General features: G+C 70.8%; 25 protein-coding genes and 1 tRNA gene. 15 read left to right on the plus strand and 11 right to left on the minus strand.

What is annotated here, in order from left to right:
* Nucleotides 1-108 precede the first annotated feature (108 nt).
* Nucleotides 109-1,791 carry an ABC-F family ATP-binding cassette domain-containing protein gene (locus AB0P08_RS10655; RefSeq protein ID WP_363589855.1) on the minus strand — a complete coding sequence of 561 codons (1,683 nt, stop codon included), beginning with the start codon at nucleotides 1,789-1,791 and terminating at the stop codon, nucleotides 109-111.
* 283 nt (nucleotides 1,792-2,074) lie between these two features.
* Here AB0P08_RS10655 and AB0P08_RS10660 point away from each other — a divergent pair, with 283 nt between their 5' ends.
* Entirely contained in the window at nucleotides 2,075-2,350 is a 276-nt protein-coding gene (locus tag AB0P08_RS10660; RefSeq protein WP_363589856.1) for a hypothetical protein, read from the plus strand.
* On the opposite strand, the gene AB0P08_RS10665 is transcribed toward AB0P08_RS10660, so the two are convergent.
* Nucleotides 2,323-3,003: an alpha/beta hydrolase gene (locus tag AB0P08_RS10665; RefSeq protein ID WP_363589857.1), complete on the minus strand. Its 681-nt coding sequence runs from the start codon at nucleotides 3,001-3,003 to the stop codon at nucleotides 2,323-2,325. The genes AB0P08_RS10660 and AB0P08_RS10665 overlap by 28 nt on opposite strands.
* Nucleotides 3,004-3,069: 66 nt before the next feature.
* Here AB0P08_RS10665 and AB0P08_RS10670 point away from each other — a divergent pair, with 66 nt between their 5' ends.
* Together AB0P08_RS10670 and AB0P08_RS10675 are read left to right on the plus strand one after the other, a co-directional pair.
* The gene (locus tag AB0P08_RS10670) at nucleotides 3,070-3,675 is read left to right on the plus strand and encodes a DUF4916 domain-containing protein (protein WP_259954327.1); all 606 of its coding nucleotides are present in this window, start codon (nucleotides 3,070-3,072) and stop codon (nucleotides 3,673-3,675) included.
* Between the two features lie 222 nt (nucleotides 3,676-3,897).
* A complete protein-coding gene (locus AB0P08_RS10675) occupies nucleotides 3,898-5,676 on the plus strand; it encodes a sunset domain-containing protein (protein ID WP_363589858.1) in 1,779 nt (592 codons plus the stop codon).
* 90 nt (nucleotides 5,677-5,766) lie between these two features.
* On the opposite strand, the gene AB0P08_RS10680 is transcribed toward AB0P08_RS10675, so the two are convergent.
* Nucleotides 5,767-6,834: a threonine aldolase family protein gene (locus tag AB0P08_RS10680; RefSeq protein ID WP_363589859.1), complete on the minus strand. Its 1,068-nt coding sequence runs from the start codon at nucleotides 6,832-6,834 to the stop codon at nucleotides 5,767-5,769.
* Nucleotides 6,835-6,894: 60 nt separating this feature from the next.
* Here AB0P08_RS10680 and AB0P08_RS10685 point away from each other — a divergent pair, with 60 nt between their 5' ends.
* A complete protein-coding gene (locus AB0P08_RS10685; RefSeq protein WP_363589860.1) occupies nucleotides 6,895-8,334 on the plus strand; it encodes an MFS transporter in 1,440 nt (479 codons plus the stop codon).
* Nucleotides 8,335-8,350: 16 nt separating this feature from the next.
* On the opposite strand, the gene AB0P08_RS10690 is transcribed toward AB0P08_RS10685, so the two are convergent.
* A complete protein-coding gene (locus AB0P08_RS10690; RefSeq protein ID WP_363589861.1) occupies nucleotides 8,351-9,010 on the minus strand; it encodes an SDR family NAD(P)-dependent oxidoreductase in 660 nt (219 codons plus the stop codon).
* A 103-nt stretch (nucleotides 9,011-9,113) separates the two neighbouring features.
* Nucleotides 9,114-10,565 carry a DUF6421 family protein gene (locus tag AB0P08_RS10695; protein WP_363589862.1) on the minus strand — a complete coding sequence of 484 codons (1,452 nt, stop codon included), beginning with the start codon at nucleotides 10,563-10,565 and terminating at the stop codon, nucleotides 9,114-9,116.
* Nucleotides 10,566-10,637: 72 nt separating this feature from the next.
* Here AB0P08_RS10695 and AB0P08_RS10700 point away from each other — a divergent pair, with 72 nt between their 5' ends.
* The 3 genes from AB0P08_RS10700 to AB0P08_RS10710 all read left to right on the plus strand — a co-directional run bounded on the left by AB0P08_RS10700 (nucleotide 10,638) and on the right by AB0P08_RS10710 (nucleotide 12,454).
* Nucleotides 10,638-11,096 (plus strand): Lrp/AsnC family transcriptional regulator, encoded by a 459-nt coding sequence (locus tag AB0P08_RS10700; RefSeq protein WP_187662305.1) that lies wholly within the window; start codon nucleotides 10,638-10,640, stop codon nucleotides 11,094-11,096.
* Nucleotides 11,097-11,158: 62 nt separating this feature from the next.
* Nucleotides 11,159-11,449: a DUF4287 domain-containing protein gene (locus tag AB0P08_RS10705; RefSeq protein WP_363589863.1), complete on the plus strand. Its 291-nt coding sequence runs from the start codon at nucleotides 11,159-11,161 to the stop codon at nucleotides 11,447-11,449.
* Between the two features lie 36 nt (nucleotides 11,450-11,485).
* Nucleotides 11,486-12,454 (plus strand): 1,4-dihydroxy-2-naphthoate polyprenyltransferase, encoded by a 969-nt coding sequence (locus AB0P08_RS10710; RefSeq protein ID WP_363589864.1) that lies wholly within the window; start codon nucleotides 11,486-11,488, stop codon nucleotides 12,452-12,454.
* Between the two features lie 226 nt (nucleotides 12,455-12,680).
* Here the strand turns inward: AB0P08_RS10710 and AB0P08_RS10715 are convergent, their stop codons facing one another.
* Together AB0P08_RS10715 and AB0P08_RS10720 are read right to left on the minus strand one after the other, a co-directional pair.
* Nucleotides 12,681-12,971, minus strand: coding sequence for a DUF4229 domain-containing protein (locus AB0P08_RS10715; RefSeq protein ID WP_363589865.1), 291 nt, complete (start codon nucleotides 12,969-12,971; stop codon nucleotides 12,681-12,683).
* Between the two features lie 9 nt (nucleotides 12,972-12,980).
* The gene (locus AB0P08_RS10720) at nucleotides 12,981-13,907 is read right to left on the minus strand and encodes a hypothetical protein (RefSeq protein ID WP_363589866.1); all 927 of its coding nucleotides are present in this window, start codon (nucleotides 13,905-13,907) and stop codon (nucleotides 12,981-12,983) included.
* Between the two features lie 368 nt (nucleotides 13,908-14,275).
* Here AB0P08_RS10720 and AB0P08_RS10725 point away from each other — a divergent pair, with 368 nt between their 5' ends.
* The 5 genes from AB0P08_RS10725 (at nucleotide 14,276) to AB0P08_RS10745 (ending at nucleotide 20,158) form a co-directional block, all read left to right on the plus strand.
* Nucleotides 14,276-15,256 (plus strand): glycosyltransferase family 2 protein, encoded by a 981-nt coding sequence (locus AB0P08_RS10725; RefSeq protein ID WP_363589867.1) that lies wholly within the window; start codon nucleotides 14,276-14,278, stop codon nucleotides 15,254-15,256.
* Nucleotides 15,253-16,617: a polysialyltransferase family glycosyltransferase gene (locus AB0P08_RS10730; protein WP_363589868.1), complete on the plus strand. Its 1,365-nt coding sequence runs from the start codon at nucleotides 15,253-15,255 to the stop codon at nucleotides 16,615-16,617. The genes AB0P08_RS10725 and AB0P08_RS10730 overlap by 4 nt, the downstream gene beginning before the upstream one ends.
* An 11-nt stretch (nucleotides 16,618-16,628) precedes the next feature.
* Nucleotides 16,629-17,789: a cytidylyltransferase domain-containing protein gene (locus tag AB0P08_RS10735; RefSeq protein WP_363589869.1), complete on the plus strand. Its 1,161-nt coding sequence runs from the start codon at nucleotides 16,629-16,631 to the stop codon at nucleotides 17,787-17,789.
* A gap of 93 nt (nucleotides 17,790-17,882) precedes the next feature.
* A complete protein-coding gene (locus AB0P08_RS10740) occupies nucleotides 17,883-18,755 on the plus strand; it encodes an N-acetylneuraminate synthase family protein (RefSeq protein ID WP_363589870.1) in 873 nt (290 codons plus the stop codon).
* Entirely contained in the window at nucleotides 18,752-20,158 is a 1,407-nt protein-coding gene (locus AB0P08_RS10745) for a DUF6716 putative glycosyltransferase (protein ID WP_363589871.1), read from the plus strand. Before AB0P08_RS10740 ends, AB0P08_RS10745 begins: the two co-directional genes overlap by 4 nt.
* A gap of 7 nt (nucleotides 20,159-20,165) precedes the next feature.
* Here the strand turns inward: AB0P08_RS10745 and AB0P08_RS10750 are convergent, their stop codons facing one another.
* Nucleotides 20,166-20,993 carry an SDR family oxidoreductase gene (locus tag AB0P08_RS10750; protein WP_363590148.1) on the minus strand — a complete coding sequence of 276 codons (828 nt, stop codon included), beginning with the start codon at nucleotides 20,991-20,993 and terminating at the stop codon, nucleotides 20,166-20,168.
* Nucleotides 20,994-21,213: 220 nt separating this feature from the next.
* On the opposite strand from AB0P08_RS10750, the gene AB0P08_RS10755 reads away from it, so the two are divergent.
* Together AB0P08_RS10755 and arfB are read left to right on the plus strand one after the other, a co-directional pair.
* Nucleotides 21,214-21,289: transfer RNA gene (locus tag AB0P08_RS10755), tRNA-Met, on the plus strand.
* Nucleotides 21,290-21,327: 38 nt separating this feature from the next.
* On the plus strand, nucleotides 21,328-21,768 hold the full coding sequence (arfB, locus tag AB0P08_RS10760) for an alternative ribosome rescue aminoacyl-tRNA hydrolase ArfB (RefSeq protein ID WP_187662297.1): 441 nt from the start codon (nucleotides 21,328-21,330) through the stop codon (nucleotides 21,766-21,768).
* On the opposite strand, the gene AB0P08_RS10765 is transcribed toward arfB, so the two are convergent.
* Nucleotides 21,734-22,399, minus strand: coding sequence for a TetR/AcrR family transcriptional regulator (locus AB0P08_RS10765; protein ID WP_363589872.1), 666 nt, complete (start codon nucleotides 22,397-22,399; stop codon nucleotides 21,734-21,736). The two genes, arfB and AB0P08_RS10765, sit on opposite strands and share 35 nt — an antisense overlap.
* 70 nt (nucleotides 22,400-22,469) lie before the next feature.
* On the opposite strand from AB0P08_RS10765, the gene AB0P08_RS10770 reads away from it, so the two are divergent.
* A complete protein-coding gene (locus AB0P08_RS10770; protein ID WP_363589873.1) occupies nucleotides 22,470-23,753 on the plus strand; it encodes an MFS transporter in 1,284 nt (427 codons plus the stop codon).
* Nucleotides 23,754-23,803: 50 nt separating this feature from the next.
* Here the strand turns inward: AB0P08_RS10770 and AB0P08_RS10775 are convergent, their stop codons facing one another.
* Both AB0P08_RS10775 and AB0P08_RS10780 read right to left on the minus strand, forming a co-directional pair.
* On the minus strand, nucleotides 23,804-24,337 hold the full coding sequence (locus AB0P08_RS10775; protein ID WP_363589874.1) for a hypothetical protein: 534 nt from the start codon (nucleotides 24,335-24,337) through the stop codon (nucleotides 23,804-23,806).
* The gene (locus AB0P08_RS10780; RefSeq protein WP_363589875.1) at nucleotides 24,334-26,547 is read right to left on the minus strand and encodes an arylsulfatase; all 2,214 of its coding nucleotides are present in this window, start codon (nucleotides 26,545-26,547) and stop codon (nucleotides 24,334-24,336) included. The genes AB0P08_RS10775 and AB0P08_RS10780 overlap by 4 nt, the downstream gene beginning before the upstream one ends.
* Between the last annotated feature and the right edge of the window lie 113 nt (nucleotides 26,548-26,660).

Raw genomic sequence — 26,660 nt, forward strand, 5'->3', positions numbered from 1 at the left:
TGACAGCACCCTCTCCCGCCCGCACGACCCTGTCCCGCCCGCACGACCGAACCGTGGTTCCGGTCGTACGGGCGGACAAGGGTCGTGCAGACGGAATGGGTGACGAGGTCACACGACCTCCTGCAGCACGCCGTCCGCGTCGATCTCGAGCGTGAGGTCGAGGTCGAGTCGGGCGAGGAAGGCGTCGTCGTGACTCACCACGAGCACCGCGCCTCGGTAGGCCCGCAGCGCCTCGACGAGCTGGTCGACCGTGACGAGGTCGAGGTTGTTCGTCGGCTCGTCGAGGACGACGAGGTGCGGAGCCGGATCCGTGAGGAGCAGCCGGGCCAGAGCGACCCGGAACCTCTCCCCGCCGGACAGCGCGGACACCGGACGGTCGGCCGTCCCGCCCCGGATGAGGAACCGCGCGAGCCGGTTGCGGAGCTCCTTCTCCGGGACCTGCGGTGCCGCGGCGGCGACGTTCGCGAAGACGGAGAGGCCCTCGTCGAGACCGTCGACGCGCTGCGGGAGATAGCCGATCCGGTCAGTGAGCGCCTCCGCCCGGAGCTCCGGCCGTTCACAACTCAGGAGATCGCGCCCGATCTCCGCCTCCGGCGTCGGATTCGGACGTTCCGGCGCCTCTTCTCCTGAGTTGTGCACGGCCCCGTCCACCAGCCGCTCCAGCAGGGTCGTCTTGCCGGCGCCGTTGCGTCCGACGAGGGCCACGCGCTCCGGACCCTGGATCACCCACGACCGCTCGGGCCCGCTCAGCTCGGCGATCCGCCGACTCCGCGACACGTCGGGGTCCGGAAGCTCGATCTTCATCGATGCGTCGGACCGCACCCGCCGTCCCGCCGCATCGTGTGCCGCACGTGCCGCGTCCTCCTTCGCGCCGACCTCGGTGCGCAGCTTCCCTGCGGACACCTCGGCGGCCATCTTCCGACCGTGCGCGATGATCTTCGGAACGCGCTTCTCGACCTCGGCCTTCTTGGCGGTGCGGGCCCGGTGAGCGAGCTTGACCTCGGCCTCGATCCGCTGCCGCTTCTCCTTGCGGAGCACCTGGGCGGCGGCGACCTCGGCCTGCTTCACCGCGTCCTGTTCCGCATCCAGCCACGCGCGCCATTCGGAGTACGGCCCGCCGAACACCGAGAGGTTCCGTCCGTAGAGCTCGGCGGTGTCGTCCATGAGCTCGAGCAGTGCGAGGTCGTGGCTCACGACGATGAGCGTGCCCTTCCACGACTGCACCATCGCGGCGAGGGTGGCCCTGGCGTCGCGATCGAGGTTGTTCGTCGGTTCGTCGAGGAGCGTGATGGGTGCCCGCCGCAGCCGGATCCCGGCGATCGCGACGAGCACGGCCTCCCCGCCGGACAATTCGCCGACCGTGCGGTCGAGGAACGCGGGGACGAGCCCGGCCTCCGCGAGGGAGGCCTCCGCCCGTGCCTCGATGTCCCAGTCGTCGCCGACCGCGTCGAAGTGCGCCGGGTCGACGTCGCCCGCCGTGATGGCGCGCACGGCGTCGAGGGCCGCCGTCACTCCGAGGAGGTCGGACACCCGGCGGTCCACGTCGAGCGTGAGCTGCTGGGGGAGGAAGGCGACCTCGCCCGAGGTGTTGAGGGATCCGGAAGTGGGCTCGAGTTCCCCGGCGATAAGTCGGAGCAGGGTGGACTTGCCGGCGCCGTTGCGGCCGACGAGGCCCGTGCGCCCGGCACCGAAGGCTCCGGAGACGCCGTCGAGCGCGACCGTGCCGTCCGGCCAGGTGAAGGAGAGTCGGTCGAGGACGACCGAAGCGTGCGAGGAAGAGGGGTGTGACATGGGGTGTCTCCTGTCGAGTGCGAGGGTGCACTGACACCGAGCCCCTGCCGGGCCGTGGAGTCACGGAAGCGGAGGAGGGCGTCTGCCGGGGAGTCGGCGATCGTCGGGTCAGCGCGCGAGAAGAGGGGCGCGGAGGCGACGATTCAGATCAAAGGACTTCCAGACACGGCGGACAGGACGCCACGACGATACCCGGGCGTGTCGCGTCGTGCAACTCCCGGGCGTGTCGCGGGTCCGTCGCGCGGGGGATGCGGGGGCGCTCGCGGGCTTCTACCGTGGAGGCATGGCAGACGATCGGAACCCCAGCCCGGAGGAGATGCGCGCCAGGACCGGCCTCGGCATCGGTCTCGCGGTCGGCATGGCCATCGGTGTCTCCATGGGCGTCGCGTTGCAGAACTGGGCGCTCGGCCTCGTCTTCGGCGTCGCCATCGGCATCGCGCTGTCCGTGGCCTTCCGCGGATCGGGAGGCAGCGTCGAGAAAGGGTCGGACGGCGCCGACGCCGTCGACGACCCGGACTCCGGCGACGACACTCAGGACGGCCGAGGCCCCTCCGCCTGATCCGCGTCGATCCCCGCGACCCAGGTCGTGAGGAAGCGGTGGACGTCGCCGAGCTCCTCCTCGGAGATGCTGTGGGTGAGACCGCTGTAGACGCGACCGGAGAGAGTCGAGTGCGCGGGGAGCCATTGCGCCGTGTGGGCGATCAGCGGTGCGGGGATGACGTCGTCGTGCGTGCCGCGGCCCCAGAACACCGGTGGGCGGACCTCAGCGAGGCGCTCGTCCTGGGGAAGGGCGTCCGGGCTCGCGTATCCGCTCAGCGCGACGACCGCACCGAACCGCTCGGGCGCGAGCCGCAGGGCCTGCAAGGACACCGCGGCACCCTGGGAGAACCCGAGCAGCGCCACCGACGGCGCGTCCGCCGCGGCCTCGTCGAGCCAGCGCAGGAACGCCTCGGCCGCGAGGGTGACGGCGGCGGAGCTGCGTCCGTCGAGCCCCTCGATCGGGTACCAGGAGCGACCGGGGGTCGGCCATGGCGGGGCGAGCGGAGCGGCGACCGAGGCCACGGCGATGCCGGAGGGCAGATACGGGACGAGGCCGAAGAGGTCGTGCTCGTCGGCGCCGTACCCGTGCAGCAGGACGAGCAGCGGGAGCCCGGCGGGGTCAGGGGGCGACCAGCGCGTCGCGGCAGCGTCGATCGTCAGGTTCTCGGTCACACCGTCATCCTGCCAGGGCTCGCGCCGGTGCTCCCCATCGACGAGGACGGCTGGTAGAAAGGAGGCATGGCGGTGCGCACACCCGATCCGGAGCCGGAGCCCGAAGATGAGGGCCTCGGTTCGTTCCGCGACGCGAACCCGCCGAGCCCGGACGCGAACCCCGGCTGGCTGAGCGACGTCGAGCTGGAGGAGGCGCGGCGCCACCTGCCGATGCTCTACGTCGAGGCGATCCCCGTGCGCACGGACGGCTCCGGTCAGGTCACCGAGATCGGTGTGCTGCTGCGTTCCACCCCGCTCGGCGAGATCACGCGCACGATCGTGTCGGGCCGCGTGCGCTTCGGCGAGACGATCCGCGACGCGCTGTTCCGTCATGTCGAGAACGACCTCGGTCCCATGGCCTTCCCGCTGCTGCCGCCGCAGCCGCTGCCGTTCACGGTGGCCGAGTACTTCCCGATCCCGGGGGTGAGCGCGTACCACGACGACCGTCAGCACGCCGTCTCCCTCGCCTTCGTGGTGCCTGTGACCGGCACGTGCGAGCCGCGTCAGGACGCGCTGGAGGTGACGTGGTTCTCCCCGGAGGCCGCGGCCTCCGATGCCGTCGCCGCCGAGATGGAGGGCGGCCGCGGCACCCTCATCCGGCACGCGCTCGCCAGCCTCGGTCTCCTCCGCTGACGCTCTTCGCGCCCTCCCCGCCGAGACCCCGGCTTCGCGTCGAGACCCCGGGCTCGACCCGCGCGGAACGCGGGGTTTCGACGGCGGCGCGGGGTCTCGGCGAAAGGGGCAGGAATCCGAGCTTGTCCTCGGAGCGCGGGAGCGGTATTCATGACGAAGGTGATCTGTTCAGAACGCCCTGATCCGCGCGGTCGTCGACCGCGTCCGTCCCGAAGGATGCTCATGGCGTTCGCCGCTCCTCTCCGCACCCTCCGCGCGCTGGCCGTCACGGTCGCCGCCGCGCTCCTCGCCTCCGGGCTCGTCTTCGTCGCGGCCCCCGCCGGCGCGGCGGTTGCGCCCGACCCGGCCTTCCCCGGGGTCGCCGAAGCGCTTCCCACGGCAGTGGAATCGGCCGCGGAGGTCGCCGCCGCTCCCGGTGAGACGGATCCGGACGGCACCGCCGTCGTCTCCGGACAGGTCACGTTCCCGGACGGCACTGATCTGAGCACGGGACGGACCTTCGTCGCGGCCTATGCACCCGGGGCGGATGCCGGTTCCCCGCTCGCGGCCGTCGCCGTGACAGACGGGTCGTACGCCCTGCGCGTCCCGCAGGGCGACGTCGTCCTCGGTGTGGTGTCGGAGGGACGCGCCGTCTTCGATCAGGGTGGCCCGCAGGCCGGCGAGGTCGTGTCCGTGGGGCCCGACGGGTTCGTGCGCGACGTGGTGCGCGAGCGCTCCGCCCTCGTCTCCGGGCGCGTCACCGCGCCGACCGGCGTGGACATCACCGGGCAGCGGGTCGTCGTCGCCGTCTACCCGGCGGCCGGAGCCGGCGCCGCGGTCGCCGCCGCCAACGTCGTGACGGACGCCGGTACGTTCGCCGTCGGAGGGTTGCCGGCGGGCGAGTATCGCGTCGCCTTCGTATCGTCGGTCGCGGGCGCGGTCTCGGAGTGGTGGCAGGACGCACCTCGATTCGAGAAGGCGCGACCGCTCGTGCTGGCTGCAGGGGAGGCGCGGCCGGGGATCGATGCCGCACTCGAGGCGCTGCACCGCATGGAGACCTCGGTACCCACGATCAGCGGTACGCCCGTCGTCGGACAGACCCTTCGAGCGCTTCCGGGGGCCTGGACCGCGGGTGCCGCGCTCAGCTACCAGTGGTACGCGAACGGAAAGGCGATCGCCAAGGCGACGGCCTCCTCCCTCGCGCTGACGACGGCGCACGCGGGGACGCGCATCACCGTCAGGGTGACCGGGAAGAAGGCCGCCTTCGCGTCGGCGACGGTCGCCTCGGCCGCGACGGCCGCCGTGCTCCGCCCGCTCGTCGCCCCGACACCGTCGATCACCGGCACGCCCACCGTCGGGCAGACCCTCAAGGTCAGGACCGGAACTTGGACGGCGGGAACACGGCTGACGTATCAGTGGTACATCAACGGTGCCGCTGTCGCACGAGCCACCGCGGCCTCGTTCACGCTTCCGTCGTCGGCGGCCGTGAAGACGGTGACCGTCGTCGTCTCCGGGACCAAAGCCGGGTACGCCGCCGCATCACGGCGCTCGAAGCCGACGGCCGCGGTGAAGGGGATCCTGTCCGCACCGACGCCCCGGATCACCGGATCCGCGATCGTGGGCTCCCGCCTCACGGCCGTCCCGTACACCTGGACGAGCGGCACCCGGCTGAGCTACCAGTGGTACATGAACGGGCGGGCGATCTCCCGTGCGACCGGCTCGACGCTCGTCGTCACCCCGGCGATGGTGAAGGCGAGGATCACGGTCCGGGTCACCGGCACGAAGAGCGGCTACATCTCCGCCGCGCGCACATCGGCTCGGACGGCCGCCGTCGTCTATCCGGGGCGCACCACGCCGATCTCGACCTGGAACTGCCCCGGGTGGGCTCCCATCAAGGGCAACGCGCAGTCGATGATCTATCACGTGCGGAGCGGGGCGTACTACGCGAAGACGAAGCCGGAGGCGTGCTTCTCCACGGAGAGCGCCGCCGTCAAGGCCGGCTACCGCAAGTCGAAGCGCTAGGCGACCTTCTCCCGCCGAGACCCAGGTTTCGCGCCCACACCCCGGCGTAGACGCGCGAGCACCCCGGGGTCTCGACGCGAACCCGGGGTGTCAGGGGCGCGTGAGGCGGGCGAGGGCGTCGACGAAGGCGTCCACGTCGGACTCCTCGGTGTCGAACCCGCACATCCAGCGCACCTCGCGGCGCGCGGCGTCCCAGTCGTAGAAGCGGAACACGTCGCGGAGCTGATCGGCGACGCCCTCCGGCAGAGTCGCGAACACGCCGTTCGCCTGCGTCGGCTGCGTGAACTCCACTCCGACGATCGACCCGTCGGTGAGACCGTCCTCGATCCGCCCGCGGAGCCGGGCCGCCATGGCGTTGGCGTGCCGGGCGTTGCGCAGCCACAGGTCGCCGTCGAGCAGGGCGATGAGCTGCGCCGAGACGAACCGCATCTTCGACGAGAGCTGCATGTTGAACTTGCGCGCGTAGTTGAGGCCGACGGCGGCCTCCGGGTTCAGCACGACGATGGCCTCGCCGAGCATCGCGCCGTTCTTCGTGCCGCCGAAGGTCAGCACGTCCACCCCGGCGTCGGTCGTGAACGCCCGCAGCGGGAGGTCGAGGGCGGCGGCCGCGTTCGACAGGCGCGCGCCGTCGACGTGGAGCTTCATGCCGCGCGCATGGACGTGATCGGCGATCGTGCGGATCTCCTCCGCCGTGTACAGCGTGCCGAGCTCGGTGGACTGCGTGATCGAGACCACCAGCGGCTGCGCGCGGTGCTCGTCGCCCCAGCCCCAGGCCTCGCGGTCGATGAGGTCGGGGGTGAGCTTGCCGTCGTCGGTGGGGACGGTGAGGAGCTTGAAGCCGCCGATCTTCTCGGGCGCTCCGCCTTCGTCGACGTTGATGTGGGCGGTCGAGGCCGCGATCACAGCACCCCAGCGCGGCAGCATCGACTGCAGGCCGGTGACGTTCGCCCCGGTGCCGTTGAACACGGGGTACGCCGCGGCGGTGTCGCCGAAGTGCGCCTGGAACACCTCCTGTAGGCGGGCGGTGTAGGCGTCCTCGCCGTAGGCCACCTGGTGGCCCCCGTTCGCGGCCGCGAGGGCCGCCAGGACCTCGGGGTGGATGCCGGAGTAGTTGTCACTGGCGAAGCCCCGGATGGCGGGGTCGTGCGGGATGCTCACCGGACAAGCCTAATCGCCTTCCCCTACCGGATGTCGGAAGCCCGCTCTACCCTCGAACCCATGGAGCGCAGCGCGGCGAAGACCGCTTTCGCGAACGTCCTCGTCAACACGTTGATCGCCAACGTCACGACGAGCTTCCTGTGGTTCGCCCTCACGTTCTGGGTCTACATCGAGACCCGGTCCGTGCTGGCCACGGGCATCATCGGTGGTGCGTACATGCTGTTCGTCGCGTTCTTCGCGATGATGTTCGGCACCATCGTCGACCGGCACCGCAAGCACCGCGTCATGCTGCTGTCGAGCGTCATCTCCGCGGCGGCGTTCCTCGTCGCGGGCGTGCTCTACCTCTGGCAGCCCGAGGCCTCCCTGCTCGACCTCGGCGGACCGTGGTTCTGGCTCTTCTCCGGCGTCATCCTGTTCGGCGGGGTGATCGAGCAGCTCCGCAACATCGCGCTGTCCACGACGGTGACGCTGCTGGTGCCGGAGGAGAAACGGGCCAACGCCAACGGTCTCGTCGGCACCGTGCAGGGGATCGCGTTCCTCGTCACGAGCGTCTTCTCCGGCCTGTCGATCGGCTTCCTCGGCATGGGGTGGACGCTGGGAATCGCGATCGTGGCGATGGCCCTCACGTTCGCGCACCTGCTGTTCATCCGGATCCCGGAGGCGGAGCCCGAGGTCGATCCGGAGGCGAAGAGCGCCGTGGACTTCCGCGGCAGCGTCCAGGCGATCCGCCAGGCGCCCGGACTGTTCGCGCTCATCGTCTTCTCGACCTTCAACAACCTCATCGGCGGCGTCTACATGGCGCTCATGGATCCGTACGGACTCACGCTGTTCGACGCGCAGATGTGGGGGTTCGCCCTGGCCTTCGCCTCGACCGGTTTCCTCATCGGTGGGGGACTGGTGGCCAAGTTCGGCCTCGGAAGGAAGCCCGTCCGCACGATGCTCCTCGTCGTGATCGCGATGGGGCTCCTCGGCGCGATCTTCATGCTGCGCGAGTGGTGGCCGCTGTACGTCCTCGGCATGTGGGTGTACATGGCGCTCGTGCCTCCCGTCGAGGCCGCGGAGCAGACCGTCATCCAGAAGGTCGTGCCGTTCGCGCGCCAGGGGCGGGTCTTCGGCACGGCGGCCGCGATGGAGGCGGCGGCGGCTCCGATCACCGCCTTCCTCATCGCCCCGATCGCCGAGTTCCTCGTGATCCCGTACATGGACAGCGCGCAGGGGCAGCGGCAGTGGGGGTGGCTCCTCGGCGAGGGCGAGGCGCGGGGCATCGCACTGATCTGCCTCTTCGCGGGGCTGATCATGGTGGTCGCCGCGAGCCTGGCCTTCTTCACCCGGTCGTACCGCACCCTCACCGAGCTGTACGCCACCGCCCCGGATCCGGCACCGGAGGAGGCGCAGGCTCAGGATTCCGCCGTCGACGACGCGGAAGGGGCGAAGGACAGGCCGGACACGCATCGCGACGCCCCGCCGATCGTCCCCGGGATACCGCCCGAGTCCCGGTGACGACGCGCACCGGGACTCAGCCCAGGTCGAGCACGCGGTCGTTGAGGTCGGCGGCGTCGGTGTCCCAGAGCCCGACGAGACGCGCGGCGAGGGCATCGGGATCGAGCGCTTTGGCGCGGAACACGACGGCAGCGGCACGCAGCGGTTCGTCGGCCTCGCGGGCCGTCTTGGCGTACCCCTGGGCGACGGCACGGGTCCAGGCCTCGCTCGCCGCCTTGACCGCCGCGTAGTTCGCTCCGCCGGCGAGGGGCCGTGCGACGGCGGTGGACGACACGATCGTGAACCGTCCGGCGGTCGACGCGCGGAGACGGCCGTCGAAGGCCCGGCTCGTCGCCCGCACCGCCTCCAGCGCCGGGAGCAGCGCCGCGAAGTCGTCGTCGGTCTGCCCGGCGAGGCCGCCGCCGCCGCGCCAGCCGCCCACGAGGGGCACGACCGCATCGACCGTCTCGAGCCGCCCGGCGAGCGCCGTCATGTCGGCGAGGGAGGTCGCGTCGGCGACCGCCGTCTCGGCGCCCGCCTCGGCCAGGGCGCGTAGTCGCTCGGACGTACGGCCGGTGGCGACCACCCGGGCGCCGGCATCGCGCAAGGCCCTCGTCGCCGCCAGTCCCGCTGCGCTCGTGGCCCCCGCCAGCACGACCACGCGGCCCTGCGCTTCCCGGCTCGTCGGCGTCGTCATGCGGTGTCCTCTCGGTCGGAGATGCCTCTGCGGCCGGACCCGGGATCCGGGTCTCCGGCCGCAGAGGTGGTGCGCCCCAGCGTCACAAACGGAGCGGTGCGGATCAGTTGTCCGTGCCGCGGATGCCGACCGTCGACTCGATGACCGGCTTCATCTTCTTGTCGAGCGTCTCGAAGAACATCGACAGCGGGAACTCGTCGTCCAGAACCGCGTCCGTGTAGCCCTTCGGTGCCCCGGCGAGGATCTCGTCCGACAGTCCGCGGGCCCACTGCGACGCGGGGTGCGGCGTCAGCGTGCTGCGGACCAGCTCGTAGGCGGCGAGCCAGTGCGCGACCTTGGGGCGGTCGATCGAGTGCCAGTACAGGTCGTCGATCGCGTCACCGAGCGCCACGACGGCGTCCGGCACGTTCTCCCAGTCGAAGGCGAGCGCCGTGTCGGTCCAGTGCAGCACGCCGCGCTGGTGCAGCCACGCGAACAGGAGTTGGCCGCCCACCGCGTCGTAGTTGCGCACGCGCGTGCCGGTGATGGCGAAGCGGAAGATGCGGTCGAAGATCACGGCGTACTGCACGAGGTGCGCGTACTCGTGCATCTCCCGCTCGGTCTCCGTGAGCTCTTCGCCCGCGGCGACCCGGGCATCCAGCGCCCGCTCGATCTTCACCGACTCACGGAACGCCGTCATGTCGCAGCGCATCTCTTCCAGCGAGTAGAGGAAGAACGGCATCCGCTGCTTGATCATGAACGGATCGAACGGCAGGTCTCCGCGCATGTGGGTGCGGTCGTGGATGATGTCCCACATCACGAAGGTCTTCTCGGCGACCTCCTGATCCTCCAGCATCGCCGCCGCGCGCTCGGGGAGGTCGAGGTTGGTGATCCCCGAGGCCGCACGGACCACGCGGCGGTAGCGGGCGGCCTCGCGGTCCTGGAAGATCGCGCCCCAGGTGAACGTCGGGATCTCGCGCATGGCGACGGTCTCCGGGAAGAGCACGGCGGAGTTCGTGTCGTAGCCGGGCGTGAAGTCCACGAGCCGAAGCGAGACGAAGAGCTTGTTGCCGTAATCGCCGGCCTCGAGCGCGGCGATGAACTCCGGCCAGATGGTCTCGACGATGAGCGCCTCGACCAGGCGGTCGCTCGAACCGTTCTGGGTGTACATCGGGAAGACCACGAGGTGGCGGATGCCGTCGACGCGATGCTGCTGCGGCTGGAACGCCACGAGCGAGTCGAGGAAGTCCGGCACGCCGAAGCCCTCGGCCGCCCAGCGCTCGAAGTCGGCGATGGAGGCGGAGAGGTACTCCGCGTCGTGGGGGAAGGCGGGGGCGAGGGCCCGGATCGCGGCGGTGATCTTTCCGACGAGCGCGGTCGCCTCGTCCAGGGTCGCCGAGCTTGTCGAAGCGCCAGGGATCGAGCCGTCCTTGATCTGCAGCTCGCGGATGGCGATCGCCGCCTGCTTGAGCTGCGCCCAGGCGGCGGAGTTCTCGACGATCGACGCATCCTCGACGACCTCGGGTTCGCCGACGATGGCCGGAACAGCGGAACTGTTGGCGGAAACGAGGGACATCGGAACCTCCGATCGCAGTGAAAAACGGAAAGATTCCGGTGATAGCGGAATCCTGACGATAATCTTACAGCTATGGATGATTCTGTCGACCGTGCGATCCTGGCGACCATCTCCCGTGACGGGAGGGCGACGCTGTCCCAGCTCTCCGAGGCCGTCGGGCTGTCCGTGTCGGCGGTGCAGTCCCGGTTGCGGCGCCTCGAGACCCGCGGCGTCATCACCGGCTACCGGGCGATCCTGGACCCGGAGCAGGCGGGGACTCCGCTGTCCGCCTTCATCGAGATCACGCCGCTCGATCCGGCCCAGCCCGACAACGCCCCCGAGCTCCTGGAGCACCTCGACGCGATCGAGGCGTGTCACTCCATCGCCGGGGACGCGAGCTACATGCTGTTCGTCCGCGTACCGACGCCGCGCGACCTGGAACAGCTCGTCCGCGATGTCCGGCTCGCGGCGAACGTGAGCACCCGCACGACCGTGGTCCTGCAGACCTACTACGAGCACCGGCCCATCATCCCGGTCGCGTCCGCCGAGTAGACCGGGCGACGTGGGATCATCATCCAGACGTTCCTCGACGGGGACGGAGAGCGGAGAGAACCATGTCCTTCCAGGCGTACCTCGACAAGGTCGAGACCCAGACCGGCCTCACGCCGCGACAGTTCATCTACCTCGCCCACGAGCAGGGGTTCGACGAGAACACGAAGTCCACCGTCGTCCTCAACTGGCTCAAGCAGGAGTACGGCCTCGGTCACGGCCACGCGCAGGCCATGGTCCACGTCATCCTCAAGGGGCCGAAGATCAGCGACAAGCACGTCGGCACGACCGGGGCGCACGCCGACAAGACCGACGAGCTCTGGCTCGACGGCAAGGACAGCAACCCGCACCGCTGAGCTCGCCGCCTCGCCGCGACGACTAGGATTCCGTGGGTGGCAGCATCCTCCCAGCGCAAGAAGAAGTCCGGTCGGCGCACCCCGCCGCGCACCAGCGGAAACCCGGCCAAGCGGCCGGTCGTCGAAGCGGGTCCCGTGACGATCGGCGACTGGATCGGTGCGGCGCGTCTGCGCACGCTGCCCCTCGCGATCGCCCCCGTCGTCATCGGTACGGGAGCCGCACGCAGCACGGGTCCGGAGTTCCACTGGGTGATTGCGCTCGCGTGCCTCGCTGTGGCGGTCCTGCTGCAGATCGGCGTGAACTTCACCAATGACTACAGCGACGGCATCCGCGGCACCGACGCCCATCGGGTCGGCCCGGCGCGGCTCACGGCCTCCGGCCGCGTGAAGCCGCGCACGGTGCTCGTCATCGGCCTCGTCTTCTTCGCGCTCGCCGCCGTGGTCGGTGTGGCGATCGTCGTACGCACCGAACAGTGGTGGATGCTCGCGGTCGGTGCGGCCTGCATCGTCGCCGCCTGGTTCTACACCGGCGGGAAGAGGCCCTACGGGTACTACGGCCTCGGCGAGGTCTTCGTCTTCGTGTTCTTCGGGCTCGTGGCCACCCTCGGTACCACGTGGGTGCAGGTCTTCATGCTCCCGCAGCAGGCCTGGCTGGGAGCGATCGCCGCCGGACTGTTCGCCTGCGCGGTGCTGCTGGCCAACAACCTCCGCGACATCGATCAGGACCGCGAGGTCGGCAAGCGCACCCTGACGGTCCTCATCGGCCGCCGCGCCACGCAGGTCCTCTTCACGCTCTTCGTGCTCGTGCCGTTCGGCATCGCCGTGTTCCTCGCGCTGCTGTTCCCGATCGCCTGGATCTCCCTGCTCGCGCTGCTGGCCGGGCTTCCCGCGATCGTGATCGTCTGGACCTACCGTCAACCGCGGGAACTGGTCATCGCCCTCGCGCTGACGTCGCTCACGTCGCTGCTCTACGCCGGCGCCCTGTTCTGGGCCTTCGCCGGCTGACTCCGCTCCCCGTCTCCCGTCCCCGGTGACCCCTGCACGGGGGGCCGAGATGTCGGTCGAACCTATGGCTTAGCCGAGAGTTTTGAGACCGAGTCCAACAATCGAGACGCGGATTGGTCGGTCACGACTTCGGAGACGGTGGACGACGCGCCGCGCCGATGACCGCGCGGGCGGCGTGCCGCGGCGGATCTCCGAAGTTGTGCGCGGGTGCGCGAGGCGGAAAGCGTCAGGGGCGCTCGTCGGGGGAGCGGTCGACGAGCTCGTCTTCGGCGTCGGCGTCGGCCTGCTGTCCGGAGACCTTGCCCTGCCGGCGCTCGTGCAGGCGGGCGGAGGCGTCCGAGAGCGGGGTGCGCAGGAAGAGCATCGAGATGCTCGCTCCGATGAGGGCCGCGAAGATCGCCGCCAGCCACCAGAACTCGCGGAAGATCGGGAAGAAGAACCACAGGATGGCCAGCGGGACGAAGAACGCCAACAGGCGCAGCACGGTGTAGACGAGGAGGGGGGCGGGCTTCTTCACCCCCTCAGTCTACGTTCGCGGTCGCGTGGCCCCGCCGGGAGCCCGGAGCCCGAGGCTGACGAAGGGAATGCCCCGCACCACGCGCCGCCACGGATGCTCACCCAGCGTCCACAGCAGCCCGTCGTCGGGGTCGAGGGCCAGATCCTCGCAGCCGACGGGCAGAGCCATCGGGTGCCGGGTGAGCGCATCGTGGCCGCCGGACCACAGCACCCCGGGCCGGAGGTGATCGGACTGCGAGACGAGGTAGCGGTCACCCCACCGCACGGCTCCCTGCATGTGCGGGATGCCCGGAGTGAAGCGCTCGAGTTCGACGAAGCCCTCGTGGGGGCCATGGGGAATGGTGAACTCGCCGACCGCTCCCGTCTCCTGGCCGCGGTATTCGCCGATGAGCACGCGGGGGAGCGGGGTCCCGTCCGCGTCGAACACCCGACCGAGGAAGGAGCATCGGAGGGCGACGGGGTGGCGGCGGGTCCTGACCGCGACCACGGCCGTCCGCCGGTCGCGGCGCCGTCGACCGCCGCGCACCCGCTGGGCATCGGTGCCGTGCACCCGCCGGAGCGCACCGAGGTCGAACTCCCAGATGCCCTGCCCGGTGGCCGCCGCGAACAGGCGGTCGCCGAACCAGGCGAGTCCTCCCGCATGGATCGGTGCGGGCTGCAGGACGCCGTCGTCGTCGGCGACGGCCAGCACGATGTCGAGGCGGCGGGCGCGTTCCCGATCCACGAGGGTCACGCGCGAGGCGAGGTGGCGCCCCGACGGGTCCTGGCGGAACCAGCTCACCGCGAGAGCGCGTCGTCCGCGGCGCTCGCCGACGTCGATGCCCTGGGGGTACCAGCGCTGGGTCCACGACCGTGCCGTGAGCCAGCGCAGCTCGATGCCTCCGACGCGCTGGCGCCGCCACATCGGGCGCCACATCGTGCTCCAGGGCCACCGCATCCGTCCATCGTCGCCGATCCGGAGGCTCGGCGCGAATTTTCACGGATTGACCTAGGTCGATTCGCGCGATCGAACAGACGGTTGTATCGTGTTACGTGTTGAGTGCTGATCTTCATGGAGTCGCTCTCGACGACGCCTCGCGGTTCGCTGGTGGGGGCCAGTACCGCCGCGAGGTGGCCGTCGCCTCACGGTGACGGTTCACCGGGTGTTCGCATCCGGCAGTGCAACGCACTGGGGGTGTGGCTCGTTCGGGTGCGGGCCACACCTCAGCGTTCACCTCGCGCGTCACCGGACGTTCACCGCACGGTCGCTCTCCGGCCACCGTCGCCTGCCACGATGACGAGCCCATCGCCCACTCCGGGAGCTCCGTGCGCACGCCCCTCGTCACCGTCATCCTGCCTGCGAAGGACGCCGGCCCGTACATCGGCACCACCCTCGAGACGCTCACCCGGCAGTTCGACGATCCCGCCGCTCTGAAGCTCGTGGCCATCGACGACGGCTCCCGCGACGACACCGGCGCGCTCATGGCGCACTACGCGGAGCGGTTCCCGCACGCCCAGGTGCTGCGGAACGCCGAGCCGCGCGGGCTGGCGTCGGCACGCAACCAGGGGCTCGCGCACGTCGAGGGCGAGGCGTTCTGCTTCGTCGACGGGGACGACTGGATGCAGCCCCAGCGCCTCGCGGTCCTCGCCGCGCGCCTGCGAGAGCTCCGGTGCGAGTTCCTTCGGACGGATCATGTCACCGTCACCGGGATGCGGCGTGCGCTCGTCCGTGCCCCATATCCGTGGAGGGAGCGGGTCGTGCCACCCCGGGATGCGATCCTTCCGGTCGATGAGCCGAGCATGGTGGACTACCCCTTCGCCTGGGCGGGACTCCTGCACCGCCGTGTGCTCGACCGTGGGCTCGCCGCGTTCCCCTCCGGCCTCTTCACGGCCGAGGACCGCCCGTGGATCTGGCGCCTGCATCTGGAAGCGGCCTCGTTCGCCGTGGTGGACGCCCCGGCGCTGCTCTACCGCCGAGGCGTCGAGACGTCGCTCACGCAGGTGCACGATCGCCGCCAGCTCGACTTCGCCCCCGCGCTGGAGGAGGTGATCGAGCTCGTCCGGACGGACCGCGATGCCGACCGCTTCCTCCCGAAGGCCGTCTGGACCGCGCTCGCCCTCAGCGCGCATCACCTGGTGCGCTCGCGGCGCATGGCGCCACCCGTGCGTCGCGAGATGCGGAGGCGGATCCGCGCGCTGCTGCACGACCTCCCGGCGGCGGAGGTCGCCACGGTGCTCACCCGGCTCGATGGTCCGCGACGTCGGGTGCTCGCGCGCAGCCTGCGCGGCGGAGGCCACGCGGCATGACCCGCCTCTTCGCCCTGCACAGCGCCTACGGACTCGCGACCGCGGCCGCCGCGATCGATGCGGGCCTGCTCGACGCGGGCTCCGGCGCGGGCGCTCACGCCCCGGAGCGGGTGCTCGTGCCGTTCACCTCGTCGCGGGTCCCGGAGACGGTCGTCGGCATCGACACGGATCCCGCGCTGCACTCCCTCCGCGGCCGGTTCCATCGGGTGGAGCCCTTGGCCGATGTGCTGGGACCCTTGCATCCGAGCGCCTGGGAACCCGCGGACGCCGACCTCCCGGTGCTGGGGCGACTCCTCGCGCGAGCGTGGCGGCTCGACCCGCGGGAGATCGAGCTCTTCGTGCAGAGCCCCCAGGTCGCACCGGCCCGTACTCTCCTCTCCCTGTTCCCCGAGGCGCGGGTGACCATCGTCGGCGACGGCCTCATGACCTACGCGCCGATGCGGGTACGGCTGCCGCACGCGGTCACGGCGCGGATCGGACGGGTCGTGTACGCCGACGTGGTGCCCGGCGTCCGTCCGTTGGTGGCCTCTCCGCACGCGGTGGTGGTCCCGGTGCCTCCGGAGCCCTTCGCGGCAGCGCTGCAGGAGACGGGAGAGTCGTCGCAAGGGTCGACCGCCGCAGGACCGGCGACCGTGCTCGTGCTGGGACAGTACCTCGCGGCCCTCGGTCTGATGACCGCGACGGAGGAGGTCGCGCTCCAGCAGCGCCTGGTCGACCGGGCGGCGGAAGAGCACCCGGAGCGCATCGTCTTCAAGCCCCATCCCGCAGCACCGCCGCAGCTCGCCCACGCCGTGCGCGCTCATGCGGAGAGTCGCGGTCTGGCGTTCGTGGAGGACCGCGGTCGTCTGGCTGCCGAACTCCTGGCGGAGCGCCTCGACGCGCGCGCCGTCGTGGCGACCTTCTCGACGGCTCTGCCCACGGTCCGCACCCTGTTCGGGCGGAGGATCGGCGCCGCGGGCGCGACGGAGCTGCTCCGCACCCTGACCCCGGTGGAGAACAGCAACCGCATCCCCCTGACGATCGTCGATGCGCTCACACGGACGCCCTCCCCCTACGCCGATCCGGATCGGTTACAGCTCCTCGTGGACGCGGTGGGCTACACGATGCAGCCGGAGATCGCGGGGCACCTTCGAGCCAGGGCGGAGGAGCTGCTGGACGGCCTCGACCGCGAGGAGCGTCGGCGGTACTTCGCATCGGAGCGGCTGACCGCGCTCGCCCTTCCCGGGGGGTCGGCGCCGCGGGGCGTGCACCGTCTGCTGGCTCCGCGCGGCGGGGTGGGACGGATAGAGGAATGGCGGCTGTCCGCTGTCGGCGCCCGACGCCGCGCCGGCCGTGCCTGGCGGGAGATCCGCGGACGATGAGGAGACATGACATGGACGAGCGCCTGCAGACGACGGTGGCGATCATCCCCGCGCGGGGCGGATCGAAGCAGATCCCGCGGAAGAACCTCGAGCGTGTGGGAGGTGTCCCCCTCGTCGCCAGAGCCGTGCACGCCGCGCGGGCGGCGGCGTGCTTCGACCTCGTGATCGTCTCGACCGACGACGGCGAGATCGCTGTGGCGGCCGAGGAGGCGGGCGCGCGGGTGATCCGGCGGCCGGCCGAGCTCTCCGGAGACACCGCGACCTCGGAGGCGGCGATCCTCCATGCGCTCGATGAGCTGGAGCGCGAGGGTGAGCGGTTCGAGGTCGTCGCGTTCCTGCAGGCCACCTCGCCCTTCCTCCCGAGCGCCGCGCTGGCCGATGCCGTCGCCGAGGTGCAGCAGGGAGAGTCCGACAGCGTCTTCTCCGCCGTCGAGACCTACGGTTTCCTCTGGCGCCGGGGAGCCGACGGCACGGCCGAGGCGATCAACCACGAGGCCGGCCACCGCCCTCGCCGCCAGGACCGAGAGCCGCACTATCTGGAGACCGGAGCCTTCTACGTGTTCCGGGTCGACGGATTCCGCACCCACCGCCACCGCTTCTTCGGGCGGATCGGGATCGCCCCCGTGTCCGAGGAGACCGCGATCGAGATCGACGATGCCGCGCAGCTTCAGGCCGCACGGGCCCTTGCCGTTCTGCATGAGAGCCCGGTGCGGATCCCCGTCCGCGCCGTGGTCACCGACTTCGACGGCGTGCATACCGACGACACGGCGATCATCGACGCGGATGGCGGAGAGCGGGTGCGGGTCAGCCGGGAGGACGGGATGGGCGTCTCGCTCCTGCGGCGGGCGGGGGTGCCGATGCTGATCCTCTCCACCGAGGTGAACTCCGTGGTGCGAGCCCGAGCCGACAAGCTCCGCGTCCCCGTCCTGCACGGGATCGCCGACAAGGAGGCCGCGCTGCGGCAGTGGGCGCAGGCGCAGGATGTGGCGCTCGCCGACGTCGCCTACCTCGGCAACGACGTCAACGACCTTCCCGCCATGCGGGTCGTGGGCTGGCCGGTCGCCGTCGCGAACGCCCACCCGCTCGTCCGTGCGGAGGCGCGCGTCGTGCTGGGGCGGCGAGGCGGCGACGGGGCCGTGCGGGAGCTCGTCGAACGGGTGTTGTCGAGCTGACCGCCCCCGGTAACCGTCCGGTCGATCGGTGTTCACCCGCGGCCCGTACTCAGGAAGGACGGGGTGGTTGACCGTTCGACGACCGGAGGAATCATGACTGTCAGCATCGGATCGCACGTGATCGGCGGCGGCCGTCCCGCCTACGTCATCGCGGAGATCGGCCTCAACCACAACGGCGACGTCGACATCGCCAAGCGCCTCATCGACGTCGCGGCCCGAGCCGGCGCGGACGCGGTGAAGTTCCAGAAGCGCACGCCCGAGATCTCCACCCCGGAGCACATGCGCGACGTGCCGCGGGAGACGCCGTGGGGCACCATGAGCTACCTCGACTACCGGCGCCGAGTGGAGTTCGGCCGCGACGAGTACGTCGAGATCGGCGACCACGCGACGATGCAGGGCCTGGACTGGTTCGCCTCGCCGTGGGACGTGCCGAGCGTCGCCTTCCTCGAAGACCTCAACGTCGTGGCGCACAAGGTCGCGTCGGCGAGTCTGACCGACACGGAGCTGCTCGTCGCGCTGCAGGAGACCGGGAAGCCGGTCATCCTCTCGACGGGCATGTCCACCATGGAGCAGATCGACCGCGCGCTGGACACGCTCAGCACCGACCGCGTCGTCCTCATGCACGCGACCTCGACCTATCCGCTCGAGCCCGAGGAGGCGAACCTTCGGGTGATCGCGACCCTGCGGGACCGCTATCCGGGGATCCCGGTCGGCTATTCGGGACACGAGCGCGGCCTGCAGATCTCCCTCGCAGCGGTCGCGATGGGAGCCGTCGCCGTGGAGCGCCACATCACCCTGGATCGGACGATGTGGGGTTCTGATCACGCCGCATCCCTGGAGCCCGGGGGCCTGGAACACCTGGTCCGCGACATCCGCGTCATCGAGAGCGCGGTGGGCGACGGCGTCAAGCGCGTCTTCGACAGCGAGCGGGCGCCGATGGCGAAGCTCCGCCGCGTGCCCGCATGACCGCCGGCGCCGGGATGCGCGTCGTCGCCATCGCGGACGCCGACTCGTTCGTGAAGTGGGTGGCATCGTTGCTGGGGGCCGTGCCCGACCTGCGGTCGCAGCTCCTGCTGGTGCGCACGCCGCTGACGGTGAGCGCCGCGCAGCAGGATGCGGCGCTGGCGGGCACCGGCTTCGGCGCCGCCGACGTCACCCGGCTCGACTTCGAGCGCGTGGCCGGATGGCTCGAAGTCCAGCGCCCGGACGTGGTGCTGCTCGCCGGGCGGGGACCGTTCGTCCGCCTCCTGGGCCGAGTCGTCGATGCATTGCCCCATCGTCCGGTGACCGTCTCGGGGCTCCCCGGCATGGCGATCCCCGCCCAGCGCGGGGCGCTCGACTACCGGCGTCACACCGACCTGCTGATCGTGCACTCGCACCGCGAGCGCCGTGCCTTCGCCGAGCTCGGCGAGCGGATCGGGGTGCGGACGCCGCTCGCTCTGGCGACCCTGCCCTTCGCGCGGGGTCGCGAGCGGTGGAGTGGCAGCCGTCTCCGGGAGTCCGCGGCGGCCGGAGTGCTCTCCGGGGGTGCGGGGGCCATCGCTCTGGCGGAACGTCCTGTCGACGGAACACCCGCGGCGGTCCGTCGGCCCGGGGCGACGGACGTCGTCTTCGCCGCCCAGGCCCTCGTGCCCCGACGGCCGGAGGAGCGCGCAGCGATCGCGGCCATCCTCGTGCGCACCGCGGAGGCCGATCCGTCGCGCCGGGTGGTCGTCAAGGTGCGGTCCCGGCCGGGGGAGGCCGAGACCCACCTCGACCGTGATCCGTACACCCGTCTCTTCACGGCGGGCCGCCCGGCGAACCTCGTGTTCTCGCACGTGCCGATGGCGACCGCGCTCGAGTCCGCCGCCGGTCTGGTCACGGTGAGCTCGACGGCGGCGGTCGAGGCGCTGGCCCACGGGGTCCCCGTGATCGCGCTCGACCGCTTCGGGGTGCACAAGAGTCTCCTCAACACGGTCTTCATCGGCAGCGGTCTGCTGGGCGGCGCGGGCGAGGTCGTCGCCGGCCGATTCCGCCACCCGCACCCGTCCTGGCTCCGCGACAACTACTTCCACCCGGAGTCGGAGGCGGACTGGTGGGATCGGGTGCAGGAGCTCGTGGCGCTGCGTCGGGCCGGCGCTCTGCCGCATCGACGGGTGCCCGCGGCCCGCGGCGGGGCGCTGCACGAGGCCTGGCATCGCGCGAGCGTGCTCGGCCGCGCGGACCGCTCCCTCACCGGCCGCCTCGCGCTCGCCGCAGGCGTGCCTGCGACGCATGCGCTCTCCGCCCTGCGTTCGGGCCGCCACCGGTCCGCCCAGGACACCTGGGCGGACCCGACCACGGACTACACGCTCGAACCGAACCCGTTCCGGGACTCGATCCGCCGCTGACCTGCGCTCAGACCGTGCGCCAGTCGTGGCTCTCGATCGCCGCGCCCGCCTGCGGCCCCATCTGCAGCATGCCGCCGTCGATCACGACCGAGGCCCCCGAGATGTAGGCGGCCTCCGGCGAGGCGAGGAAGGCGATCAGCGCAGCGACCTCGCGGGCATCGCCAGGGCGTCCGAGCGGGATGCCGGGGCGGTCCTCGGCGTGCGGGTCGGTGTCCGTCTGCCCGGTCATCGGGGTCGCGATCTCACCCGGGGCGACGCTGACGGCGCTGATCCCGTACCGGCCGAGCTCGAGCGCGAGGTTCTTCATGAGCCCGCCGAGGCCGTGCTTGGCCGTGTCATACGCGCTCGCCCCCACCATCGGCTGGTGCTCGTGCACGCTGGTGACGGAGATGAGTCGTCCGCCCCGACCTGCGGCGACCATCGACCGGGCCGCCCGCTGCAGGCAGACGAAGGCTCCGGTGAGGTCGGTGTCGAGCACCCGGTTCCACTCGTCGAGCGTCACGTCGAGGAACGGGGTCTGGAGCCCGGCGCCGGCGTTGTTGACGAACACGTCGACACCGCCGAGCTCCGCGATCAGCCCGTCGATCACGTCGCCGCAGGCGGGGATGTCGGAGACGTCGAGCTGCGCCACCACCGCCCGGGCGCCGTGGCTGCGCACCTCGTCCGCGGTCTCCTGGGCCCCGGCCTCGTCGCTGTGCCAGGTGATGCCGACGTCGATGCCCGCCGCGGCGAGGGCCACGGCGGTCGCGCGGCCGATGCCGGAGTCGGCCCCGGTCACGATCGCGCGGCGGGCCTCGGCATCCAGCCGCGCCTGCGGATCCCCGGCCTCCGCCATCGGCGTCGGGGTCTTGTCGTTGTGCTGAGATTCGGACATGTCGGCCTCCTGCTCGGACGTCATCGGTGCGAGCGACGGTACGGGGAGGGTCGGGAGTGGTCGAACCGGTTGACGACGAGCGGCGGCGACGCTAGCCGTCCTCGTCATCCGGCGACTCATGGTGTTATCCCAGGCAACGGTCCTGGCGGGGATGATCACGGCCGGGTAACGTCATCCCCATCGCGGCGATCCGGGCGGTCCCGGGCCCCGGCTCATATCCGGAGGCGTTGCGGGTTCGACTCCCGCCGTCGCGTCCACTCGGCGCTCGCGGCCGTTCATCCTCGATGATGGAGGCATGCCTTCCGCCCCTCGCCCCGGACTCCGCGTCTCCGCGGGTCTGACGATCCCGGAGGCCGAACTGTCGTGGCGTTTCTCACGATCGTCGGGGCCGGGCGGTCAGGGCGTGAACACCACCGACTCCCGGGTGGAGCTGGTCTGGGATGCGGCGAACTCCGCGGCCCTGTCGCCGACGCAGCGCGACCGGCTCCGGGAGCGGCTCCGCGGGCGCCTGGTCGACGGCGTGCTGACGATCGCCGCGTCCGAGCACCGCGCGCAGCTGCGCAATCGGGAAGCGGCCAGAGAACGGCTTGCTGCGCTCGTCGCGGAGGCCGTGCGTCCGCCGGCGCCGACGCGGCGGGCGACGAAGCCGAGTCGAGGGTCGAAGGAGCGTCGGCTGACGGCGAAGCATCGCCGCACCGACGTCAAGAGCCTGCGGCGGCGCCCCCGCGAGGACTGAGGTCCGCGGATCTCTCTTCGCTCCGCGAGCCGGCGAGCCGCTCCTCGATCGGGGCCCAGCCGTGTTCGAGGAGCGCCGAGCCGGCGTCGAGCACCGCCTGCTGATCGTCGCTCTCGGTGACGAGGATCTGCATCTGCAGGACGAACCGCGCGTACACGCGGACCTCGGGGGTGGGGGCCGGGATGTCGAGTTCGTCGGCGATGGCCTCGGCGAGCGCGTCCTCGTGGCGCAGCCACATCTTCGACGCGTAGTCCCGGAGCGCCGGCGTCTCGTTGAGGAAGCGCAGGAAGATGCGGGCCACGTCGTCGCCGTGCTCATCGAGGTTGGCGGCGATCTCGGCCGCGTAGAAGTCGTGGATGGCCTTGTTGATCGTCACACCGGTCGACCGGCCGCGCACGGCCGAGACGAGGCGGTCGCGCTGCTCGTCGTCCTCGTCGAAGACGAGCGCCTCCTTCTGCGGGAAGTGGGCGAACACGGTGGTGGGGGAGACATCGGCGGCGTCCGCGACCTCGCGGATGCTGACGTTGTCGAACCCGCGCTCCAGGAACATCCGGGTGGCCACGTCGGAGATGTTCTTGCGGGTCGCGGCCTTCTTGCGCTCGCGGCGACCCAGGGGCGGGGGCGTCGTCATGCGGCCACCCTATCGTGCACTGGACCAGAAAGTGTATTGACACCAAACCTGGTATCACTACACTTTCGGTATGACTTCACCTCGTTTTCCCGTTCGCGACGCCGGCCGCGCGTGGGTCATGCTCGTCGTCCTGACGATGCTCACGGTCATCGGCATGACCGTCGTCCTGCCCGTGCTGCCGTTCGTCGTGCTGCAGTACGTCGCGCACGAACACGACCTCGCCCTCTGGGTAGGGGTGCTGGAAGCGGTCAACGGGCTGTGCGCCTTCCTCGCCGCGCCGCTCCTCGGGCGGCTCTCCGACCGGTTCGGACGACGACCCGTCATCATCGTCGCGGCGTTCGGCGCAGCCTTCTCGATGGCGCTGTTCGGCGTGGGCGGGGCGATCTGGGTGCTCGTGCTCGCCCGTGTCATCCAGGGGCTGACGGCCGGAGACCTCCCTGCCCTGTTCGCCTACCTGGCCGACATCACGCCGCCCGAGAAGCGCGCGCAGCGCTTCGGCCTCCTCGGCGCACTGACCGGCATCGGCACCATGATCGGTCCCGCCATCGGCGGTCTGCTCGCCGCGATCGATCTCCGTCTGCCCGTCTTCCTCACTGCGGCGGTCGGCCTCACGATCGCGATCCTCAGCATCTTCCTGCTGCCGGAGAGCCTGCGACCGGAGAACCGCATCGCGCGGATCGCCCTCCGCGACGTCCAGCCGTTCGGCGTGTTCCGCACCGCATTCGGCCGCCCCGAGCTCCGCGGGCTGATGATCGCGTTCGCGCTGCTCGCGCTACCGTTCGGATTCTTCGTGAACAACTTCAGCGTGCTCGCCCTCGACGCCATCCAGTGGGGACCGACGCAGATCGGCCTGCTCACGGCAGGGGTCGGCATCATCGACATCCTCATCCAGGGCGTGCTGCTCGGCATCCTGCTGCCACGGATGGGGGAGCGCGGCGTGATCGTCAGCGCCATCACCGCGCAGGCGATCGGTCTCGCCGGTCTCGCGATCGTGGCCTCGCTGCTCGCCCAGCCGTGGCTCTTCATCGTCGGCGCGCTCCTGCTCGCCGCCGGTCAGGGCGCAGCGCAGGCCGCGATGGACGGCGCGATGTCCAACGCCGTCGGCGACGACGAGCAGGGCTGGCTCGGAGGCGCCACGCAGTCCCTCAACGCCGCGATGGGCACGATCGCGCCGTTGATCGCGGCCGCTCTGTACACCGCGATCAGCCATGCCGCGCCGTACTGGCTGGGCGTCGGGATCATGGTCGTCGCCGCGCTCGTCGTCGCGCGGGCGCACATCGCGAACACGGCGAAGCGTCCGGCTGCGGAGACTCCGGACGGCGTCGCCGGCGAGGTGGCCGAGGCGCGGGCCTGAGTCCGGCGACGCGCGGGCCCGGGAGCGAGCCGTTCGACTGCTGACGTCCGTCAGTGCACGAGGATCTTCAGCAGGACGGCGAGCACCCCGAGAGCAGCGGTGGCCAGGCTCCCCACGACGCGCTGCGGCCAGGGCATCCCGCGTCCCCCGAAGGCGATCCAGCCCACGACGGCGAGGACGGCGACCTGCACCCAGAGTGCGATCCAGTACGCCCCTCTCCCGTCGTAGGGACCGAGGAGGCCGACCAGCAGGAACGCCACCGGGACGACGGCCGCGAGGAGATAGCCGTGTGACTCCCGAAGCGCCGTCCCCAGAGAGGTCCGCAGGTCGACCGGCTCGTCATCCGCCCGCCGTCGCTGCGCGGCGACCGTGTGCGCGAAGACGTCGCTGACCCAGAACACCAGGACGCTGAGGACGGTCACCGCGAACACGTCGAGGATGCCGCCGGCCTCGTCCGCGATGGCGATGACGACGCTGACCAGGACGATGCCGGAAACGAGCTCAGGGCTGACGAACCGGCGGCGGACCCTCGCCTCGTTCCAGGCCGAGCCGGCCGGTCCCCGCGCGGGCGCCGCATCGCTCACGATGCGTAGACGACGTGAACGTCGTCGATGGTGCCCGAGTACGGGAACGGGACCCGGTCCAGGTAGTCCGACGAGACGCAGCCCCCGAGCGAGACGCCGATATCGAGGCAGTCGTTCGCGGTGAACAGGACCGGGACGCTGACGGGTACGGTGCCTGTGGCCCACTCCTCGCCGTCGACCTCGATCGTGACGGACAGAGGACCACCCGGTCGGGGGTCGATGTAGCTCGTGAGCACGGAGATCGTGACCCCGTGGTCGGGCAGAGTCCTTTCCGAGCGCATCTTCGTGCGCTGGATGAGGAACAGGTTGTACTCGTAACAGAGATGCCCGTCGTCGACGTAGAGCGTCAGCCCTCCGCCCGCACCGCCCAGCTTGTAGAGAACCCCTGTGGGAGCGGCGCCGGGGGTCGTGGTGATCGTCACGCGGTTGGCGCGGGTGCCCAGTGCGGGAGCTATGAACTCGGGTACGCGAGTGATGTCGCCCGCGAAGTTCCACTCGCGGTACGGCGTGGAGATCCGCAGTTCTGGATGGAACACCGGCACCCAGAGCCCACCGCCGACCGGATACACGCTGTTCCGCGCGGCTTCGGCAGCGAAGAGCCGTTTCATCTCGTCGAGCTTGTCCGGCCTCTCCTCGGCGAGGTCTCTCGCCTGCGACCAGTCGTGCTCCAGGTCGTACAGCTCCCAGGTGTCGTGGTCGGGGGACCATTCGAAGATGCCCTCCGGCAGACCGGGGATCCAAGGCGCCCGCGGCCCGAAGGCGGACGCCATCCAGCCGTCGTGGTAGATCGCGCGGCTTCCCATGATCTCGAAGTATTGCGTGCGATGGGTTTCCGGTGCCGCGGGGTCGGTGAGGGCCGCGGCGAAGCTCGAGCCGTCGATCGGATCCTGCGGGATGCCGTTCACCACGTCCGGCGGTGTGATGCCGATCAGGTCGTAGAGGGTCGGCACGACGTCGGTGCAGTGCACGAATTGCGGCCGAGGCGTCGGGTCGGCGGTGATGCGCGCCGGCCAGCGCACGGCCATCGGGTTGCGGGTGCCGCCGAGATGCGACGCGAGCAGCTTCATCCCCTTGTAAGGCGTGCTGCCTGCCCATGCCCAGCCCGCGTGGTACATGTTGTCGACCTTCGCCGTGCCCAGGACATCGAGTCCGCCCATCTCCTCCATCGCCTGGATGTGCTGCGGGATGGTGGACGGGATGCCGTTCTGAGCGAGCAGTTCGCTGATCGTGCCGTTCTGTCCCTCTCCGGAGGAGCCGTTGTCGCCCCAGATGTAGAGGATGAGCGTGTTCTCGTCGTACCTCAACCGCTCCAGCTCATCGACGAGGCGGCCTGCCTGCACATCGGCGTGCTCGGCGAATCCCGCCGCGACCTCCATCAGCCGCCGCTGGAAGGGCTTCTCGTCCTCGGGAATGTCGTCCCATGCGGGCAGACGCGGGTCACGTGGGGTCAGCTCGGCGTCCTGCGGGATCCAACCCTTCTCCTTGGCGCGGGCGTACACGCGCTCGCGGTAGGCGTCCCAGCCGTCATCGAACGCGCCGGCGTACTTGTCCGCCCACTCCGTCATGATGTGGTGCGGACCATGCAGGCATCCGGTCGCCCAGTACAGGAAGAACGGCTTGTCCGGCTGCAGAGCCTTGTGCGTGCGCAGCCAGTGGATCGCGTCGTCCGCGAGGTCCTCACTGAGGTGGTACCCGTCCTCGGGGGTCTTCCCCGGGCGGACGCTCGTCGTGTTGCGGACGAGATTCGGCTCGTACTGGGAAGCCTCGCCAGCGAGGAACCCGTAGAAGTACTCGAAGCCGATGCTGGTCGGCCAGTTGTGGAACGGCCCTGAGGCGCCGGTCTCGACCGCCGGTGTGTTGTGCCACTTGCCGAACGCCGCGGTGGCGTACCCGTAGTCCTTCAACACCTCTGCACCCAGTGCACTGCTCTTCGGGATCTCGCCCGCGTATCCGTCCCAGTCGTTGGCGAGCTCCGCGATCTGTCCGTTGCCGATCCGATGGTGATTGCGGCCGGAGAGCAGCGATGCGCGTGTCGGCGAGCACATCGCGGTGGTGTGGAATCGGTTGAAACCCACCCCCTCGCCCTGGACCCGGGAGAGGGTGTCGGTCCGCACCTCGCCGCCATACGTGTCAGGGAGGCCGGGACCGGCATCGTCGATCAGGATGATCAGCACATTCGGGGCATCCGGGGGCAGTCGATCCGGTTTCACGCGTGGCGTGTAGGTGGACTCTGCGATGGTCGGGCCCGCGGTGCTCGCCGAGGGGGTCGGGGGGAAGGGCAACACGTTCTGAGGGTCCATCACCACTCCACTCGCGTTCGCGA

Origin of the sequence: Microbacterium meiriae (assembly GCF_040686935.1) — a bacterium.
Classification (GTDB): Bacteria; Actinomycetota; Actinomycetes; order Actinomycetales; family Microbacteriaceae; genus Microbacterium; species Microbacterium meiriae.

What these genes read in the sequence shown, in the direction of transcription:
- AB0P08_RS10675 (WP_363589858.1), top strand. Translation starts at nt 3,898, where the DNA reads ATGGCGTTCGCCGCTCCTCTCCGCACCCTCCGCGCGCTGGCCGTCACG.
- AB0P08_RS10690 (WP_363589861.1), bottom strand. Translation starts at nt 9,010, where the DNA reads ATGACGACGCCGACGAGCCGGGAAGCGCAGGGCCGCGTGGTCGTGCTG.
- AB0P08_RS10745 (WP_363589871.1), top strand. Translation starts at nt 18,752, where the DNA reads ATGACCGCCGGCGCCGGGATGCGCGTCGTCGCCATCGCGGACGCCGAC.
- AB0P08_RS10720 (WP_363589866.1), bottom strand. Translation starts at nt 13,907, where the DNA reads ATGCGGTGGCCCTGGAGCACGATGTGGCGCCCGATGTGGCGGCGCCAG.
- AB0P08_RS10670 (WP_259954327.1), top strand. Translation starts at nt 3,070, where the DNA reads ATGGCGGTGCGCACACCCGATCCGGAGCCGGAGCCCGAAGATGAGGGC.
- AB0P08_RS10750 (WP_363590148.1), bottom strand. Translation starts at nt 20,993, where the DNA reads ATGGCGGAGGCCGGGGATCCGCAGGCGCGGCTGGATGCCGAGGCCCGC.
- AB0P08_RS10770 (WP_363589873.1), top strand. Translation starts at nt 22,470, where the DNA reads ATGACTTCACCTCGTTTTCCCGTTCGCGACGCCGGCCGCGCGTGGGTC.
- AB0P08_RS10655 (WP_363589855.1), bottom strand. Translation starts at nt 1,791, where the DNA reads ATGTCACACCCCTCTTCCTCGCACGCTTCGGTCGTCCTCGACCGACTC.
- arfB (WP_187662297.1), top strand. Translation starts at nt 21,328, where the DNA reads ATGCCTTCCGCCCCTCGCCCCGGACTCCGCGTCTCCGCGGGTCTGACG.
- AB0P08_RS10730 (WP_363589868.1), top strand. Translation starts at nt 15,253, where the DNA reads ATGACCCGCCTCTTCGCCCTGCACAGCGCCTACGGACTCGCGACCGCG.
- AB0P08_RS10695 (WP_363589862.1), bottom strand. Translation starts at nt 10,565, where the DNA reads ATGTCCCTCGTTTCCGCCAACAGTTCCGCTGTTCCGGCCATCGTCGGC.
- AB0P08_RS10705 (WP_363589863.1), top strand. Translation starts at nt 11,159, where the DNA reads ATGTCCTTCCAGGCGTACCTCGACAAGGTCGAGACCCAGACCGGCCTC.
- AB0P08_RS10765 (WP_363589872.1), bottom strand. Translation starts at nt 22,399, where the DNA reads ATGACGACGCCCCCGCCCCTGGGTCGCCGCGAGCGCAAGAAGGCCGCG.
- AB0P08_RS10660 (WP_363589856.1), top strand. Translation starts at nt 2,075, where the DNA reads ATGGCAGACGATCGGAACCCCAGCCCGGAGGAGATGCGCGCCAGGACC.
- AB0P08_RS10740 (WP_363589870.1), top strand. Translation starts at nt 17,883, where the DNA reads ATGACTGTCAGCATCGGATCGCACGTGATCGGCGGCGGCCGTCCCGCC.
- AB0P08_RS10735 (WP_363589869.1), top strand. Translation starts at nt 16,629, where the DNA reads ATGGACGAGCGCCTGCAGACGACGGTGGCGATCATCCCCGCGCGGGGC.
- AB0P08_RS10700 (WP_187662305.1), top strand. Translation starts at nt 10,638, where the DNA reads ATGGATGATTCTGTCGACCGTGCGATCCTGGCGACCATCTCCCGTGAC.
- AB0P08_RS10685 (WP_363589860.1), top strand. Translation starts at nt 6,895, where the DNA reads ATGGAGCGCAGCGCGGCGAAGACCGCTTTCGCGAACGTCCTCGTCAAC.